The organism is Pseudomonas sp. PA27(2017) (genome assembly GCF_001945445.1).
In the GTDB taxonomy this organism is placed as follows: Bacteria; Pseudomonadota; Gammaproteobacteria; order Pseudomonadales; family Pseudomonadaceae; genus Aquipseudomonas.
Genome location: NZ_MSXW01000022.1, coordinates 145,620 through 162,270 on the forward strand (window position 1 = coordinate 145,620; position 16,651 = coordinate 162,270).

15 protein-coding genes are annotated in these 16,651 nt (G+C 57.8%); all 15 read right to left on the reverse strand.

Annotation, left to right across the window (positions count from 1 at the left end; genetic code table 11):
• Positions 1 to 15: 15 nt before the first annotated feature.
• The 15 genes from BVH06_RS11760 to pseB all read right to left on the reverse strand — a co-directional run bounded on the left by BVH06_RS11760 (position 16) and on the right by pseB (position 16,649).
• Positions 16 to 1,308 (reverse strand): CDP-glycerol glycerophosphotransferase family protein, encoded by a 1,293-nt coding sequence (locus tag BVH06_RS11760; protein ID WP_256575172.1) that lies wholly within the window; start codon positions 1,306 to 1,308, stop codon positions 16 to 18.
• Positions 1,309 to 1,330: 22 nt separating this feature from the next.
• Positions 1,331 to 2,443 carry a DegT/DnrJ/EryC1/StrS aminotransferase family protein gene (locus tag BVH06_RS11765; RefSeq protein ID WP_075934191.1) on the reverse strand — a complete coding sequence of 371 codons (1,113 nt, stop codon included), beginning with the start codon at positions 2,441 to 2,443 and terminating at the stop codon, positions 1,331 to 1,333.
• A 126-nt stretch (positions 2,444 to 2,569) separates the two neighbouring features.
• Positions 2,570 to 4,045 (reverse strand): glycosyltransferase, encoded by a 1,476-nt coding sequence (locus tag BVH06_RS11770; protein WP_075934192.1) that lies wholly within the window; start codon positions 4,043 to 4,045, stop codon positions 2,570 to 2,572.
• Between the two features lie 16 nt (positions 4,046 to 4,061).
• A complete protein-coding gene (locus BVH06_RS11775) occupies positions 4,062 to 5,342 on the reverse strand; it encodes an ATP-grasp domain-containing protein (RefSeq protein WP_075934257.1) in 1,281 nt (426 codons plus the stop codon).
• Positions 5,343 to 5,415: 73 nt separating this feature from the next.
• Complete coding sequence (locus BVH06_RS11780; protein ID WP_075934193.1) at positions 5,416 to 7,047, reverse strand: hypothetical protein; 1,632 nt, start codon at positions 7,045 to 7,047, stop codon at positions 5,416 to 5,418.
• On the reverse strand, positions 7,044 to 7,505 hold the full coding sequence (locus tag BVH06_RS11785) for an adenylyltransferase/cytidyltransferase family protein (RefSeq protein WP_075931061.1): 462 nt from the start codon (positions 7,503 to 7,505) through the stop codon (positions 7,044 to 7,046). The genes BVH06_RS11780 and BVH06_RS11785 overlap by 4 nt, the downstream gene beginning before the upstream one ends.
• Before the next feature lie 96 nt (positions 7,506 to 7,601).
• Positions 7,602 to 8,489 carry a bifunctional 2-polyprenyl-6-hydroxyphenol methylase/3-demethylubiquinol 3-O-methyltransferase UbiG gene (locus tag BVH06_RS11790; protein WP_168172906.1) on the reverse strand — a complete coding sequence of 296 codons (888 nt, stop codon included), beginning with the start codon at positions 8,487 to 8,489 and terminating at the stop codon, positions 7,602 to 7,604.
• Complete coding sequence (locus BVH06_RS11795) at positions 8,486 to 9,883, reverse strand: MBL fold metallo-hydrolase (RefSeq protein WP_075931064.1); 1,398 nt, start codon at positions 9,881 to 9,883, stop codon at positions 8,486 to 8,488. Before BVH06_RS11795 ends, BVH06_RS11790 begins: the two co-directional genes overlap by 4 nt.
• Positions 9,880 to 10,872, reverse strand: a complete 993-nt coding sequence (locus BVH06_RS25390) for a hypothetical protein (RefSeq protein WP_139315625.1) — start codon at positions 10,870 to 10,872, stop codon at positions 9,880 to 9,882. Before BVH06_RS25390 ends, BVH06_RS11795 begins: the two co-directional genes overlap by 4 nt.
• Positions 10,869 to 11,915: an N-acetylneuraminate synthase family protein gene (locus tag BVH06_RS11800; RefSeq protein ID WP_075934194.1), complete on the reverse strand. Its 1,047-nt coding sequence runs from the start codon at positions 11,913 to 11,915 to the stop codon at positions 10,869 to 10,871. The genes BVH06_RS25390 and BVH06_RS11800 overlap by 4 nt, the downstream gene beginning before the upstream one ends.
• Before the next feature lie 3 nt (positions 11,916 to 11,918).
• Complete coding sequence (locus tag BVH06_RS11805; RefSeq protein WP_075931068.1) at positions 11,919 to 12,608, reverse strand: bifunctional 2-polyprenyl-6-hydroxyphenol methylase/3-demethylubiquinol 3-O-methyltransferase UbiG; 690 nt, start codon at positions 12,606 to 12,608, stop codon at positions 11,919 to 11,921.
• On the reverse strand, positions 12,598 to 13,794 hold the full coding sequence (locus BVH06_RS11810) for an acetyl-CoA carboxylase biotin carboxylase subunit family protein (protein WP_075934195.1): 1,197 nt from the start codon (positions 13,792 to 13,794) through the stop codon (positions 12,598 to 12,600). The genes BVH06_RS11805 and BVH06_RS11810 overlap by 11 nt, the downstream gene beginning before the upstream one ends.
• On the reverse strand, positions 13,784 to 14,521 hold the full coding sequence (locus BVH06_RS11815; RefSeq protein ID WP_075934196.1) for a cytidylyltransferase domain-containing protein: 738 nt from the start codon (positions 14,519 to 14,521) through the stop codon (positions 13,784 to 13,786). The genes BVH06_RS11810 and BVH06_RS11815 overlap by 11 nt, the downstream gene beginning before the upstream one ends.
• Positions 14,518 to 15,657, reverse strand: coding sequence for a UDP-4-amino-4,6-dideoxy-N-acetyl-beta-L-altrosamine transaminase (pseC, locus tag BVH06_RS11820; protein ID WP_075934197.1), 1,140 nt, complete (start codon positions 15,655 to 15,657; stop codon positions 14,518 to 14,520). The genes BVH06_RS11815 and pseC overlap by 4 nt, the downstream gene beginning before the upstream one ends.
• Positions 15,654 to 16,649 (reverse strand): UDP-N-acetylglucosamine 4,6-dehydratase (inverting), encoded by a 996-nt coding sequence (gene pseB / locus BVH06_RS11825; RefSeq protein ID WP_075934198.1) that lies wholly within the window; start codon positions 16,647 to 16,649, stop codon positions 15,654 to 15,656. Before pseB ends, pseC begins: the two co-directional genes overlap by 4 nt.
• Positions 16,650 to 16,651: the final 2 nt, after the last annotated feature.

The window sequence follows — 16,651 nt, forward strand, 5'->3', positions numbered from 1 at the left end:
ATCCGTCGCGACCACTTAGCGCCCCTTTTCCATTAGTGAATGCAGCCGATCGACCACACGTGCGGCATTACGATCGTCCCGATGATTGAAGAAGAATTTCTTGGCGGTCTCGTACCGCTCACTCTGTGTCTGCTGCGGCGAGGACAACTCGCGATCCACAGCCTGAAGAAGCTGGTCGAAGTCGCTTAACACTGGCCCAGGAAACGCCAACTGCATGTCATAGAGCAGACCATTTTGCTGAGTTCGGTAGTGTTCCAGATCGTAGGCGAAGCTGAATACCGGCTTTTCGATATAAAGCGCATCGATGTAAACCGACGAGTAATCAGTGATCACTACATCGGATTCGCGTAGCACAGGAGCGATTTCGTGAATGACCTGATGACCTAGATCGATCAAGAGACGGCCGTCGATATAACGCTCCATATTGAACAGCTGATCACCCTTGCGGAAGTAATGCATGCGGAAACCAAATACCGCATGGTGCTTGTTCATCAGTTGCCGAAGTTGCTCAATCTGTTGCTCGCTGAACTGATAGCACTGAGAAGCCTGCACCTGCGAGTCCCGAAAAGTGGGCGCGTAGGTGACAAGACGCCGCGAGCCTCTGAGGCGCCGTATCAACTCGACTTCATCACGCAGAAAAGCCGGTAATCGCTCGTGGCTCATGCGCAGAAAATCATTACGCGGCAAGCCGGTGATCCACATGCGCTCATGGGGCAAGGGATGGAAGATTGCCGCCATCGCGTAGCTGTCTACGTCGGATGAACAAACCAGCCCGCTATAGTGGGCTCGCTCCACGAGTCGGTAACGAGATCGGTCTGCACGGGCACGTACCTCCTGGCTGGCCGACAAAGCGAACAGGCGCTTGAGCGGAATACCATGCCAGAGGTTGACCACCACGCGGCGGGTCAGGCTCGCCTTCGGTACAGAGAAGCCACCCTCCGTCCAACGCCAGGACACGTCCATGGCGATGGAGTTGGTCAGCAGATAAGTGCCACAACGCGCCAAGTGCCATAGCCCACTCAGGCTTTGAAGCTCCACCAAGCGGGTATTGATGCCTGGCTCAAGGCGTAACCGCGACGCATTGCTGTCACGGCAGAACACCACCTTGTGAAGATTCGGATCGTTCTTGACGTGTTCGTAGACCGCTCGCGAATTTTCCACAAACTGATCGGTCTTGAGCGGGTGTACGAAAAACGCCCATCGCTCACGTCGCTTGGATAGCAACCGGTCGAGAACGGCCCAGAGCGGCAAAATCAACCAATCGGCCAAGCTTCTGGAAACAATGGCTCGTTGCCAAAACCTGCTCAACGATCGAGATCCTGCTTGCCGTTCACGCATGGCCCACCGAAGCGATGACTTGGCAGATCGCAAGGACATCTTCTAGTGCCAGGTCCGGGTAGATAGGCAAGCACAAAACGCGTTGAGCCACGTCAGAGGCCACCGGCAAATTGGCGGGCGCCGCCGAGGGCAAGCCGCGATACATCGGAAACTCGCTTATCAGAGGATAAAAATAACGCCGCACCATGATCCCGTGATCGCGCAGGCGCTGGAATAACTCGTTGCGCGACTCAGGAAACGACTCGTCGACCAGGACAGGGAAATAGGCGTGGTTCGCTACGCCCTCTACATAAGGCTCCGGACACCTGATTCCGGCGACGTTGGCGAGCGTTGCACGATACAGCTCGGCGATGGCGCGGCGACGCTCCAGCGCAGCATCTATGTGTTTGAGCTGTAACAACCCGAATGCAGCATTGATTTCGCTCATCTTGCCGTTGATGCCAGGCGCCACTACCGTCGTTTCGTTGACGAAACCGAAGTTCTTGAGGTTGTTGATACGTTCTCGCGTCTTGGCATCCGGACAAACGATAGCTCCCCCCTCAAAGGTGTTGAATACCTTCGTGGCATGGAAACTCAATACACTGAGATCGCCATGGCGCAGGATGCTGCCGCCCTGGTCACGTACAGCGAAGGCGTGGGCGGCGTCGTAAATAATCCGCAGGTTGTAAATATCGGCGATACGCGCAATCTCCTCGACGTTACAAGGCTTGCCGTAGCAATGCACCGGCATGATCGCTGTCGTCTGAGGGGTTATGGCCGCCTCGATCTTGGCCGGGTCGAGATTCATGGTCACCGGGTCGATATCGACGAAAACCGGCTTGATCCCATTCCATAGCAGCGAATGGGCAGTAGCTACGAACGAATACGGCGTAGTGATGACCTCGCCCGTGATACGCAGCGCTTGCAGAGCAGTGACCAGCCCCAGCGTACCGTTGGCGAATAAAGCAATGTGCTCCACGCCCAGATATCGGCACAACTCACGCTCCAGCGCCTGATGCATGCTGCCACCATTGGTCAGGATGCGGCTTTTCCAAATGTCCTCCAGATAAGGAAGAAATTCTTCCAGTGGAGGAAGCAGCGGACTGGTAACCGGAATATTCTTCATAGGCTGGCCGTACGACCTGAATCGATGGTTGCGAAAACGGATGTCCAGAGAGCGTCAGAAAGACGACGCATGCTCTAGGCTCACGGCAGTTACGGAACTGCCCTGCAAACAACGTACCGACATCTTTCAGTATGTACGCAAGGCAACGCCGCCCGCCTCAGGAGCATAGAGCAACTGGTGCCCACTGTCGGTCGTCAATGGCAGATCAGTTGCGGCCTGCTGACACAGGAGCGGCCCTCCAAGGCGGTACTGGCCGTCGCCAACGGCGCTGCGATAACTCATCACCAAGCCATACAAAGTGCCTGATCTCAGTGGCGCGAGTTGCGCACGATAAACATACCGACCTGCAGTGCCGCGACCTGTAGGTACAAGCAGGATCTCGTCTACACCGTCGTCTGCCTGGAGAACGAAATCCACTTGGCAATGGGCCATGATTGCAGCATGCAGCTGTAGCTCAAGCTCAAGGTGGGCGTCATCCAGATACCACCCACCCACCCGAAAGAATCCGATGGTGGGAAAGTCGATCCGCGAAACCTCAGGGCCGAGCATGACCTCAGGGTTGTCGTAAAACGGCTGCTGCCAATAGACATGGCCATCGTGCTCCACGATATTGCCATGAAAAGGCAAGGCCACCAGATGGCACAGCCCGGCAATCTCGCCACGGCGGATAAGCTCCAGGTAGAGTACGCGGCGCACGCCCAGAGCGCGGTAATCAAGGTCTCCAAACAGCCTCAGCAGACCTTGAATGGCCTCGACATAGACAGCACGAAAACTCGGCGACGGCACTATCGCCTGGACCATCTGCAAAGCGCGCTGTAGATTGCTCACCGCAATGAGCCGACGATAAGCATCAGCAGCGGGTATATCGTCGAAGTCATGCCACTCGATCTCCACGGAGCGAATACGATCCTGGAAATTGGCTATCTGAGAAGTATTTTGGGTAATGGAGGTGGTAGCACCAGCTTTGCGCGTGCGCCACAGGTATACGAGATCGGTGATGATCGCGGTGCAACGGCTTTGGTAGTAAGCCTTATGCACGAACTGACGATCAGCGTATAGCAGGCCTGGAACCATCCCCAGCCGATTAGCACGCAGGAACGACAAGCGAAACACCTTGTTCCAGTAGAAACCGTCGTGCATCAGACCGGCGAATTCGTGTACCGAGCCCAGGCGGCGGCGCTTGCTCCATACCGAAGGCTCATAAAGAAAGCCAACTGCAGACATCTGCCCATCGACCAGTTTCGCAGCACGACCGACAACGATGTCCGCGTCGCTGGCAATGGCTTCGGCCATCAGCAGTCCATAGCCATCCTTGGTGACAAGATCATCAGAGTCGACCAGCGCTACATACTCCCCGCAAGCCAGGGAAATGCCCAGATTGCCTGCAATTGCGCCACCACCATTGGGTTTGTTCACGCAACGAAAGTTGGCGTATTGCTGCTCATAACGGCGACAGATGGCCAGACTGTCGTCGGTACTACTGTCATCTATGGCGATGATTTCGACATTGCGATAGCTCTGGCCAAGCAGGGAATCGAAGCAAGCCGGCAGATACTCAGCAGTGTTGTAGACGAGCACTACGATAGAAAGCAGCGGTTGCATTGCCTATCTCCCAGAGTCAGGCTCGCCAATCCAGCAATTGCTCGACAGCGTCCACATCGAATACTGCAATGCCGACCTTCTGGCTCACGTCCAGACGTTCCCGGTAGGAGTCATCAATGAACAATGCCGCCCTTGCGGTTTCAATCACACGGCTCTTTGGCGAGCCATCGACGATGTGGATAATCTCGCTGAAGAGTTGCTCGCTGATCCTGTAATACGCCAAGGTGGCACGCGGGCAGCTGGCGTGACGAGTGATCAGGATCACGTCCACACCACGGCCAGCCCATTGATAGAGCAACGCCATCAGTAGCGAATTGACCTGGCCGTCGATTATCAGGGTGTCATCCAGATCCAGGTAGACGGCATCGTATTCCAGGCCCACCTTGAAGCGACTCTGCAGAGCGCGGTCCATCTCGATGGGGTAAACCTGAGGAAGCACTGCAAAGGGTAGCCCTGCATGGGCGTAGAGGCTCAGCAGCGGATAATTGATCCCCAGATTGCGCGAGAGCCCCATGGAGCCAGCAATACGCGGGGCAACTTCGAGCAGCTTGAAACGCCCCTCGGCATCGGCTTTGATCTGAAAGAACCAAGCGCCCTTGAAGCGGAAGATACGGGTAATTTCCTCAGCCATTTGCTGTACTGCAGCCCCGAGCAGCGCCGGACGCGTACGCACGCTGATGCCTGACTTGACGCGTGTGCGCTCGCGAGGCGCCCAGTGCAGCAGGCTCCCCTTTGCGTCGCCGATGCAGTCCACCGTGTACTCTGCCCCAGGCAGGTACTCGGAAAATACGTACTCGGTGCCCGAGTCGAGCAACTGTTGATGGCGCTGGCGATCATCAACCCGCTCCGCGCCCTGAGAACCCTGCCCCACCGCGGGCTTGGCAAATATTGGATAGGCACTTGCCAACCCTTGGATAGAGTTGGGCACGAAATCGCAGCCTGCCCCGCTCAAGCGAGCGTAGGTGAGATTCTTGTTACGACAAATACCGGCGACTTCGGCATTGGGCACCACCGGTGTAGCCGCCAACTGCTCTCTACACTCGGCCAGCTTGAGAATCACGCTGTCGTGAGCCGGCAGGATCATGTCGATGCCCCACTCGCGGCATAGCGCATTGAGCTGCTGAATAAAGTGAGTCGAGCGCACATCGACATTCATCTGTCGGTAGCGGCGATAGACGAACTCCCCATGATCGGCTACCGACGAGGCACCATACAGTTGAACGGCCTTGCTGTATTTCAAGGCGGCATGAATTTCCAGACCGATCTCTGAGCCGCAGGGGAAAACCAAAACCTTCATCGTCACGTTGTTGGTCCTTACTCAGGGTACTCGGAGGCGACATGCAGCACATCGCAGCACGATAGCCCAAGCCTCATCGTGCAAATCTGCGGTGTGATTGCCACAAGCGCTCCAGATACTGCTCTGGAGACATGCACAGAATATCCGTCAACACGGCATCGCTCTCCACGCCCCAGGCGGCCATGCACTTCTGCGCGAAGATGAGGTTGCTGAGCGGATCATGGATAGACAACGCCGGGAATATATTGAAACTCTGGCTGCCATAGCCGCCGGAATACCCGATATCGAGGTAGAAATTCATATTGAAAACCTTAACCCGACTTGGTCCGAACCGCAGGATGTCCATCAGCGTACGCTGAATGGCGCTAGGCGCGCCGAACAGGAACGGGCAGTCGAAACTCCACGCTCGCAAGTGCTCACGCAAAGGAACACGCACTTGGCTCAGCCATGAGAAACGTTGCAGGTCGAGCTCCTCGACAACCAGGTACTGAAGGTGGTTTTCGGATAGCAGATAGGACTGATGCAAGCTCAGGCTGGAGCTACCGTAGTAGCTGATGTCGGTACGGTTCCCGAAGCGCCGAGGATCGAGCTGCAGACCGCTACGATGATTGAAGCGGATTACTAGGTCGAAGCTGTCTATTTCCTGGCCGCTGTCCAGGCCGACATCGGCGGGCCCGACGATAGCCACACTCTTGTCCGCCAGCAGTTCGGAAAAGGCACTGTTCTCGTGAAGCAGAGAGTATCGCCCCTGAACCTGCGCAGGTTGGTAAAGCTCTGACACCGCGAGCGCTTTGCCTAGCACACTGCAAGCCGCGGCATCCAGTTGGCCAAAATGGAGCTGGTCGAACACCTCTGCCTGCTCAAGCGCCCTTTCGTTATCACATGAGATACGAAACAGTGACTCGACCAAACCGGTGCTGCCCTCTCCTCCCATGGCAATGCGCGCGGCAAAGGCATTACGGTAGGTCAGGTAAAGATCGGTGTAGCCATGCATAAGCAACAGGCGGGCATAAAAATGCAAATATCCGGTAGGGATGTCCTCATAAATTGCGGGATGCGTACGTAGGAAAACTGCGAGCTCGCCAACGGCGGCTATCACGGGCTCGGTTCGCAGTACTGCAAGTTGCCGATCATGGTTCTTGAAGACGTGGACAAGCTGCCGGTGAAGACGTAGATACTCTTTCTTCAGGTCACCGTTCCAACTGGCCAACTCGATAACCCACTCGAAGGCAGCCAATTGACGGGAGAAGACACAGGCGTTCTTGAACAGGCTGGCCTCTGCAAGCAGTGCCTTTCTCTCAAGCGCATCGTCCAGCCCAGCCAGCTGCCCCATCAGCAAGGCATGCCAGCGATAATAGCTGAGAGCGAATGGCCAGCATGTGGGGTTGCAGTTGCGCAAGTTCTCGAGCTGCTGGAGCGCTTCAGCCCAACTGCACGCGTGCCAGCTGACCAGCGCCTGCCGATAATTGTCCCGAGCCCGCAGACCGGCATCCAGCGGATATCGCTGTAGTGCCTCAATCAGCACGCCTTGGTGCAGTTCCCAGCGGTCGAGCATTTCGCAACACTTGGCATACGCATGGAATTGCTCGGGCGAACCGAGTCGGTCATGTTCGTGGAGGGTCTGCCAGCATGCGAGCGCCTCAGGCCAGCACTGTTCATGCATGAGCCGCTCGGCCTGATCGCCGTCGGGAATCAGGGTCGTCATCCATCCATTCCATTGCGCAGTGACTTGAGCAAATCGAACATTTTTGCCAGATCCTCTTCCTTTTCCAGGACGCGCTTGAGCGAGTGGCGCAGTTCGGTGGATGAAACGCCCTGAGTACGTTGCAGGTAGAGAACCCGACACTGGCTCTCGAGGGCATCGAAATGCCCCGTCCAATCGCTCCCCATGACAAACAGATCAACGCCGTACTGGCTGATGTCACCGGACTTTTGTGCCCAGTCGTGCTCGGGGATAACCAAATCCACGCACCTCAGCGCGGCCACTATGTCCCGGCGCTCTTCATAAGGAATCAGCGCTTTCTTGCCTTTGAGCGCGTTGAACTCATCAGTGGAAACCCCGACGATGACCCGATCACTGATCTCACGCATGCGCTCAAGTAAGCGCAGGTGACCGATATGGAACATGTCGAAAGTGCCGTAGGTCAGCGCGGTAACGCTCATGACTCGCTCCTGAACGAAGGCCGTGCGACGCCGCTAAGGCAACTCGCCGCTAAGCACCGATACGCATCTTCTCGACTCATCGTTTCTCCCAAAGGGCTACGGAGCCGGCCGACTGAACAGCCATTCGGCAGTGCGCCCCAGGCCCTGCATGGCCAACGCCTGATAGAACGCATCAAGGCTTGCAGGCGCCAACTCGCGCAAAGTGGCCTCGAACACCTTGCGCCGACCATGAACCTCACGGCCCAAAGCGGCGTCCCGCATGTAGCGCTGCCCCGCCAAGGCAAACAGCTCCATAGGGAAGCTGGTATAGGCCTCCAGCGCAACAAAGCCCTGACGCTGAGCCAGCTCTTTTAGTGACGCATGGGTGAAGTAGTTCAGATGATGAGGAACCGCTACCCACCAAGGTTGCTCGCCGGCTTTGGCCAGCGCCCGCTGCCAGGGATTGAAGTCATTGGGCACACCGACGTAAAGCACACCGCCAGGCTTGAGCAACTGCCAGCAACGCTGCAGAAATTCCTCGGGGGCCGGTACATGCTCGAGTACCTCGTATAAGTGAATGGCGTCGAATTTCTCGTCGACTTCCAGTGCCATGCCCTCAAGCCCACCAACCGATACTTCGGCGCCGCAAGCTGCGGCACGGGCTGCCATCTGCGCATCGGGCTCGCAGCCCAGCGCCTGCCAACCACCGGCAACCGCCCGCTCAAGAAGCAACCCGGCACCACATCCGACGTCCAGCAGGCGGCGGCCTGACACGGCCTGGCCTATACGCTGCAAGCGATCGTCCAACACGGCCTGATGCCAGGTGAGATCTTCGCTCACTTCGTCCAGATAGCGCGGATAATTTCGCCAGTACCCCTCACTGTAGTGCTCTGCAATCTCGCGTGCTGTGGGCAACGGGTCGACATGGGCATACCCACAAGCACGGCAATCGACCACCGCCCACGTATCGGTCTGATGAAGCACCGGTCCCGGATGCGAAGTCACTCCTCCAGACACTTGGCCACCCTTTCGGCAAATGGACGCGGCAGCAGCCGATCTTCACCGTCAGGATGCTGCAAGATGAAGTTGCTGTAACACATCATCAGGTGCCAGAACCCCACTTCGGCCTTGTTGAAGTCGCCTGGGCGCTGGATCAACAACCAGCCGGCGCGGATATCGTCAAAGGCGAAAACGCCACGCCGGAACATCTCGAAATAACGATGACGCCCGCTCAGCCGCATGTCGAAATCCGTACCCGGTGCAGAAAGCTGGCTCACCTGAAAACGGCCCGCCCGATAGTCCACATCAATGCGCAGATCCAGATCCGCCAATCCGGTGTCGGCAAGATGTAGCTCGACCACATAACGAGGCTGCTCAACCTCAGCGAAACGCTCTGCGAACAATGCCGCCCAGTTAGCGGTGGCCCACTGGGCATAATCCTGCAGGCGCCTCACGAAGGCGCGAGAATCGAACACGAATTCAGACTCCCACCGCTCAAGCTTGTCAATCATCGCTTGTACGTGGGGCCGCGCGCGTAGCTCTGCCAACTGCTCGAGCAGTTGCTCGTGGCTGGCATAGGCCGGTTGATAATCCGTGTGCGGATTGGCCACGTCGAAAACATCGCCGGGGCTCATGGTTACAACTTGGCTGAACAGTCCGTGCTCGCGAAAGTAGGCGGCCATGTCAGTGGCATGGGGCCCTAGCATGGAGTCGGTTTCCGGGAACCTTACATAGACCATATCGCTGGCATTCGGAATCACATAGCGGGCATTCAGACGTCGGGCGAAGTCCGCAGTACGGGCCAGCACCTTGATACGACGACGGTCGGTCTCGACAGCCTTGCGCGCCGGATCCATGTCGAAGAAAGTCGGATAGATGCTGGAGTTGACCAAACCCAGCAAGGCAACATCCAGATTATGTCGCTCGCCGATCATGCTGGCGTCTTCCGGATCGAGCATGCAATCGTTCTGATGAAATACCGTTGCGCCGTCGGCCTCGATCACCAGAGAACTGTCGTAGGTGTCCAGGTCGGCATAAAGCGTCACTACCAGCCCAGGCGCCAGCTCGCACGTCTGTAGATGCTCCAGCTCAATCAACTGGGTGAATCCCATTTGCCGGAGAATAGGCCGTAGTGGGTTGTCGTGATCGCCGTATTGCCGAATAACGATGGGGATATCACGACGGAAGTGGCGCAACGTATCAGGGCAAAAATGATCCGAGTGAGAGTGGGAGATATACAACGCGTCCTGATCCGTATACTCGGGCTTGCGAATCCGGCACTCCGGAAACTGCCACAGCGTATTACTCACCGGGTTGTACACCCACGGATCGCTGAGCAGACGAAAACCTGCGTCGGTAATGATCTGGAAGCTGGCGTGCGAGTAGTAGTGCAACTTCATGGTTTCGATCCTTCGCTTGATGAGCCATTGGCATTTAGCGCAAGTCTGATAATCAAAGCGGCGCAGCGCTCGGCACCGCCGCCATCCAATATGTTGAATGCCCGCCCGGCGCGCTGCGCCATGCGCGCGGGACGACGCAACAACCGAGCCAGGCGCCTGCCCGCCACCTGAACCGAACCAAGATCGTTTAGCAGCCCCGCGTCAGCCATACCGCGCACGTATGGGGACATATGTCGCCAGGCTACGGCGGCTACCGGTCGGCCAAGGCACATAGCCTCGTAGCTGGTGATACCACCCAGGGTCACCACTAGATCGTGACGCAGTAAATGGCCAGGTAAATCTGCAGGAGACCTCAGCAAGCGATCGCCATGCCGCAGCTGAGCGTGCCAATGACGTTGGCGCCGAACGGACACTGCTGGGCCGGCCACCAGCGTCAGACGCACATCACGCTGCCATGACGCCAACAGGCTCTCGGTGCAATATCCCGGATCAGCTCCGCCAAGACACACCAGCACCCGACGTATCTTGCGCAGCCGCCAAGCCCTGGATGGTCGTTTTGGCAGCAACGACGTACGCAAAATGTTGTATTCGGCACCACCAGTCCGCTGAGCGATCCCAGGCTTGTCCAAAGCGTCGCCATCTAGAAACACGTCCGCCTGATATCGCAGCCCATCGGCATCGGTAAGGTGCACCAGTGGACCGCAACCGGCTTGGCGAAGACGCTGACTATGCTCCTTACGCAGGCCCGGCAGGTCACTGACGAGCACTCCGGGTTCAGCAGCGCAGATCAGCAGAGCTTGGTCGAAATCATCTACCCGCTGAATTGGCTGGTGCTCGCAAGCCAGTAGCCGCGCTAGTCGAGCATCACCCTGAAACAGCAGCCGCGGTGTCACCCCATTGGCCCGCAGAGCCTGCGCCAGCGCCTCGGTGCGCCGCAAATGGCCAATGCCGATGCGCGCATCGGCCGCGGTCCACAGGGTAATGTTCATGCGCCGATATCATCCCAACCAAGTACGCTCATCGCGGGTAACCCGCGGGCCAACTGGCGACCCAGCACGCGCTCACGCTCGAAAGGATGAATACCGTAGCCGGGGCGCAACACGGCGAGGTCCGCCAATGTCAGTCGATGCCCCGCGGGGAGGGCATGGCGCAGCACCAATGAACGCGTACTGACCCGACGCTCTTGCACCTCGCTTGGGCGTACTCCGACATAGCTACGCCCCAACATTACCTCAAGACGGCGTGTTTCGCGCACCAACGCAGTCAGCTCGGTTTCTTCTGCACTGAACCAATGATCGGGACCATCGGTATCGCGATCCAGAGTAATGTGCTTCTCGATCAAACGTGCGCCGAGCGCTACGCTGCCCAGCGCTGCGGTATAGCCTAGCGAGTGGTCGGAAAGACCAATACTCGCTTGCGGAAACAGGTGCCTCAAGGTGGTAATCGTACGCAGATTCATTTCATCGTCTGGCGCCGGATAGGCACTCAGACAGTGCAGCAATACGAGGTCACGGCACCCCGCCTCATTCAGGACGGCTACCGCCCGCTCGGCTTCGGCCAGCGTCGACTTACCCAATGACAAGATAACCGGCTTGCCACTGCGTGCCACACGCTCGAGCAGATCCAAGTAGGCCACATCCGAAGCCGCAACCTTGAAGCAGGGCACCTGCAGACAATCCAAAAAGTCTGCACCTTCCGGGCTGAACGGGGTAGAAAACGCCAATACCCCAAGAGATTTAGCCAGGGCGAACAACTCGCCATGGGCGGCACGCGGCAATGCAAGGCGGTCGAACAAACCACCAATGGTTTCCTGCCGCTCTTGACCGGGGCGCCCCCAACTCACGACCCGATCAGCATCAGCCACCAGTTCTGCGGCGGTATAGGTCTGGAACTTGACGGCGTCCACACCGGCACGGGCAGCCATACGTACCAGCTCGGCTGCCTTCACCGGATCGCCATCGTGATTGGCGCCGATTTCTGCCACGATGAATACAGGTTTGTCTTCGCCCAGTTGCCGAGTACCTATTTGCATGACTCAGGCTCGAACCGGCTTGAGGGCGACCACCCACCAGGTGTGATGCTCACTCAGCTCGCGTTTCCACAGGTCAACGCGCTCGCGCTCGACCACTTGCAAACCTGCTTCGGCAGCAATGGCTTCGATGTCCGGCAAGTCGAGGAAGTTGTACAGCAGGCCGTTGTATTCCTTGGCACGCTCGTCCAATTGGAAGACACCTGATTCCACTTCGATACCCTGCCCGTAGAGCCAGTTTTCCTTGCCGCGGAAATTGGCGAAGACCACGCCGTCATCAGCGAGGCTTTGACGGATATGGCGCAGATCGGCGATGACCTCCGCACGGCGCTTGAGGAACAACACGCCCCAGGCAACCACGGCGGCGAAGCTGCCAGCAGGCCACTGAGCGCTGGACAGTTCGGCGACCTTCAGATCCCAGTTGGCAGAGCTAGGCTGCAGGGCCGCGCGAGTGGTCTCGATGGCTTGCGGGGTGTAATCGATGCCGCAAACATCGAAACCGAAATCCTCCAACAAGGCCAGATGACGGCCTCCGCCACAACCGATGTCCAGGCCTTTTCTATTACGATTGGCCTCCAGGCTGCCGCAATGCCGAGCAAACAACGCGACGAGGCGATCATCCGGGTAGACGAGGCGATGGGCCTTCAGATGGCTGGCGAAAATGCTCTGAGGGGTTTGCGTAGAATCAGTTGTCATCGATGCAAATTTCCTGGGTAAGTTGATCAAGACCGGCATGCAAAGTGGCAAGAGCCTGTGACGTCGAGTCAGCCGCCACCATCGCCCAACCGCGAGCAAGTGCATCAGCCCCACTACGGAGCGGGCCTAAGTTGGTATACAAGGTAGGTAATCGACACGTCATGGACGGCGACACGCTACTCGGCAGTTGAGCAACCCGCCCTGCACGCAATGGTAGAAAACCGAAGGCAACGGCGCGCTCTCGCGCTGTAGGTAATGCAAAACGGCCGCTAAGGACGAAGTCGATGAGGGCATCGTAGAAGTCCATGCTCAATGCTTCGGGCATGATCAGATCTGCGATCAGCAAGCCCGGAGGGCGCCCTGCGAGTTCGATGATGCTGGCCTTGTCCTCAGCGTCGAGCATCACGTCAGCGTTCAGGGCACAGTGGTTCAACCCCAGCGCACGTGCAGCCGCGTCTACCGCAGCGACGATACGCTCGCGGCACAGTAAAGGGACGGGCGCCGGACTGAGATAGACCATTTCCTGGCGATACGGTGCTGCGGTCATGGTCTTGGCTCGCAGCAACAGGGGATGAAACTGGCCATCGACGATGACACCATCAACGCCAAATTCGCGCCCCTGCAGAACCCCTTCGACGACCGCCGGCTCCTCTTCGCCCACCCAGGCGCCGTACTCGGCCAAGGCGGCGCAAACCTCCTCATCGGTACGCAGCATCAACACGCCGCGACTGCCAGAGCCGAACCTTGGCTTGAATACGCAAGGCAGCCCCACCTCGCCAATAGCCCTCTGCAACGCCTCGGTGCCTTTGACTGAATGCTGTACTGGCCGAGTCTGCCCAGCGTCGAGGAGGGTCTGGTGAAACAAGACTTTGTCGGTGCAACGCTCGGCAGCTTGCTCACTGATACCGCGTAGCCCGAAATGGTCATTCACGGCGCCGACGGTGCGCAAATGACGACCAATGGGCGCTGGCAAAACACCAGCCAGTGCTCTGCCCTCAAGGGCAGTCAGCACCGCCGCAATATCGGCGATGTCCACCACCAGGCCTTCATCCGCCTGGGCCAACCCTGGTGCAGCCGGATTGCCATCCAGCGCAAGTACCGGCAGCCCTCTTGCCTTGGCGCGCTCGATGGCGCCACTCTGCTCCGCGCCCGCGCCAATCGCTACCAGCCATGACTTACCGGGCATAGACAAACTCCTTGTGCTGAATCTGGGCGTTGAGGGCCACCCAGTCTGGATGCTGCTCCAGCAACCGCACAATATCGTCTAGCCCGAAAGCCTGCGCCCCCAGCGCATCGAGTACATGCCGAATCAGCTGTAGGTCCTCGGGCGTGTCCACTGTCAGCCGATAGTCATCGTACGGACGCTGCGCCTCCAGCCGACCGATACGAAATCGCTCTGGGCGACGATAGATGAATGGCGTGACGTGCTCACGGTCGTCCGCCTCCCGGCCTTCGTGCCAGGCACGCTGCAATGCCTCGAAAGTGAACAGCTCGCAATCCATGCCACGCGGGAAGCAATGAGGGGTGGCCGTGGACACGTAGTCATAGCCAGTTGGCGAGCGACGCCAGTAGTCCAGCAGTTGCTCCACCAGCGAGGGGTCAAGCAGTGGGCAGTCGGATGTGGTGCGCAGAACCAGATCTGCACGCGCCTCCCGAGCCGCGTGATAATAGCGATCCAGCACATCGCTCTCGCTGCCGCGAAATACATCGACACCGAGCTGGGCGGCACTGTCAGCAACCACGTCATCGGCCGGCAGTACGGTCGTGGCAACAACCAGACGATCAATACCGGCTACTCGAGTTAGGCGTTGTACATGCCAGGCCAGTAAAGACTGGCCTGCCGCATCCTGCATGATCTTGCCTGGAAGACGCGTAGAGCCCATGCGCGCCTGGACGATGGCTACCGTTTTCATGCCAGCGCTTCTTTCAAGACATGAACCACACGCTCTTGGGCGTCATCATCAAGATCGGCGTACATGGGCAAGCTGATCAGCCCAGCGTAAAAAGCCTCTGCCTGTGGACAATGGCCGGGGCGGAAACCCAGACGACGATAGTAGGGATGCAAATAGATCGGCAGGTAATGTACGTTGACGTTGATACCAGCTGAGCGAAGCGTATCGAACACCGCTTTGCGTCGACAGGGCTCCACGCGTATTGGGTACAGATGCCAGGCCGCATCAGGCACCAACGGCAAGCGTCGCACGGGCAGCGATTGCAGCAACTGCTCGTACCGTTCGGCAAGCCGGCGACGCTGGGCGATGAAACCGTCAAGACGTGCCAGTTGGCTGCGCCCCAGCGCCGCCTGCAAATCGGTAATTCTATAGTTCAGGCCGAGTGCGGTCTGCTGGTAGTACCAACCACCTTCGCTCTCCCCCTCCATCAGCGCCTCGTCACGGGTAATCCCATGACTGCGCAGTAATGCCACCTGCCTCGCGAGAGCGCTGTCACGCATGCATACCGCCCCCCCTTCCCCTGTGGTGATGTGCTTTACCGGATGGAAACTGAAGATGGTCATGTCACTGTAACGGCAATCACCTACGCGGACGCCCGGCGAGCCTGCGCCGAGCGCATGCGCTGCATCCTCGATGATACGAAAACCATACAAGTCGGCGAGACGCGAGATAGCCGACATGTCAGCGACAAGACCAGCGTAATGAACCACTATCAGGGCCTTCGGCAAGCGACCCTCGATAGCTGCCACTTTTAAAGCATGAGAAAGGGCGTCAAGGCAGATAAGTCCGGTACGGGGATCGATGTCGATGAAGTCAACCTTCGCGCCAGAATAAAGCGCGCAATTGGCTGATGCAGCGAAACTCAGCGGGGATGTCCAGACATGATCGTTTACCCCAATGCCCAATGCCATGCATGCCAGGTGCAGCCCAGCAGTGCCGCTACTGACTGCAACCACATGGGGAGCCCCAACGGCCGCGCCCAGCGCCGCCTCGAATGCTGGAATGCATGGTCCCTGTGTCAACCAATCTGAGCGCAATACCTCGACCACGGCCTCGACATCCGAGGCGTCGATGCTCTGACGAGCGTAAGGAATCAAACCTGATCTCCATCGAGAGCCTGAATTTCTTCGATGCTGAGAAAATGCGGATTGGTTTCCGAGCTGTACTCGAAATCTTCAGCCACGCGTAAACCCTTCTCGCCCAACGCGTTGATCGAAAAATCACATACGGCAGAGAATCGAATGGACGGTTCGATGACGAAGTGATCGTGAAACTCAAGTGTCTGAGGAGCAGCGTCTCGGGGAACCATCAATTCATGCAGCTTTTCGCCAGGTCGGATACCGACTACCTGATGTTCAAAACCAGGCCCCATGGCGTTGGCAAGGTCGACGACGCGAATCGACGGAATCTTGGGAATGAAGATCTCTCCGCCCTGCATGCGAGCAAAACTCTTCATGACCATCTCGACGCCTTCCTCGAGCGTGATCCAGAAACGCGTCATACGAGAGTCGGTGATCGGTAATTGACGCGCCCCATCCGCTATCAACTTGCGGAAAAAAGGTACGACCGACCCCCTCGACCCCACTACATTGCCATAGCGCACTACGGCGAAGCGGCTATCGGTACCCCCAGAGAAATTGTTGGCTGCCACAAACAACTTGTCCGAAAGCAATTTGGTTGCGCCATACAGATTGATAGGACTTGCAGCCTTGTCGGTAGACAGCGCAACGACTCTGGAAACGCCATTATCAATCGCGGCGGAAATGATGTGTTCGGCGCCGTTGACATTGGTGCGAATACATTCGGTGGGGTTGTATTCAGCCGCCGGTACCTGTTTTAGAGCGGCGGCGTGAACGACGAAATCGATACCCCGCATTGCCTGCCGCAGCCGATCAGGATCGCGTACGTCACCCAGGAAATAACGCATGCAGGGTGCGTTGAACTCCTGACTCATTTCAAATTGCTTTAATTCATCACGGGAAAAAACCACTACACGCTTTGGTTGATAGCGCTTGAGCAAGGTACGAATGAACGAGCGCCCGAAAGATCCGGTTCCGCCAGAAATGAAAATGGACTTGTTGTCGAACATGT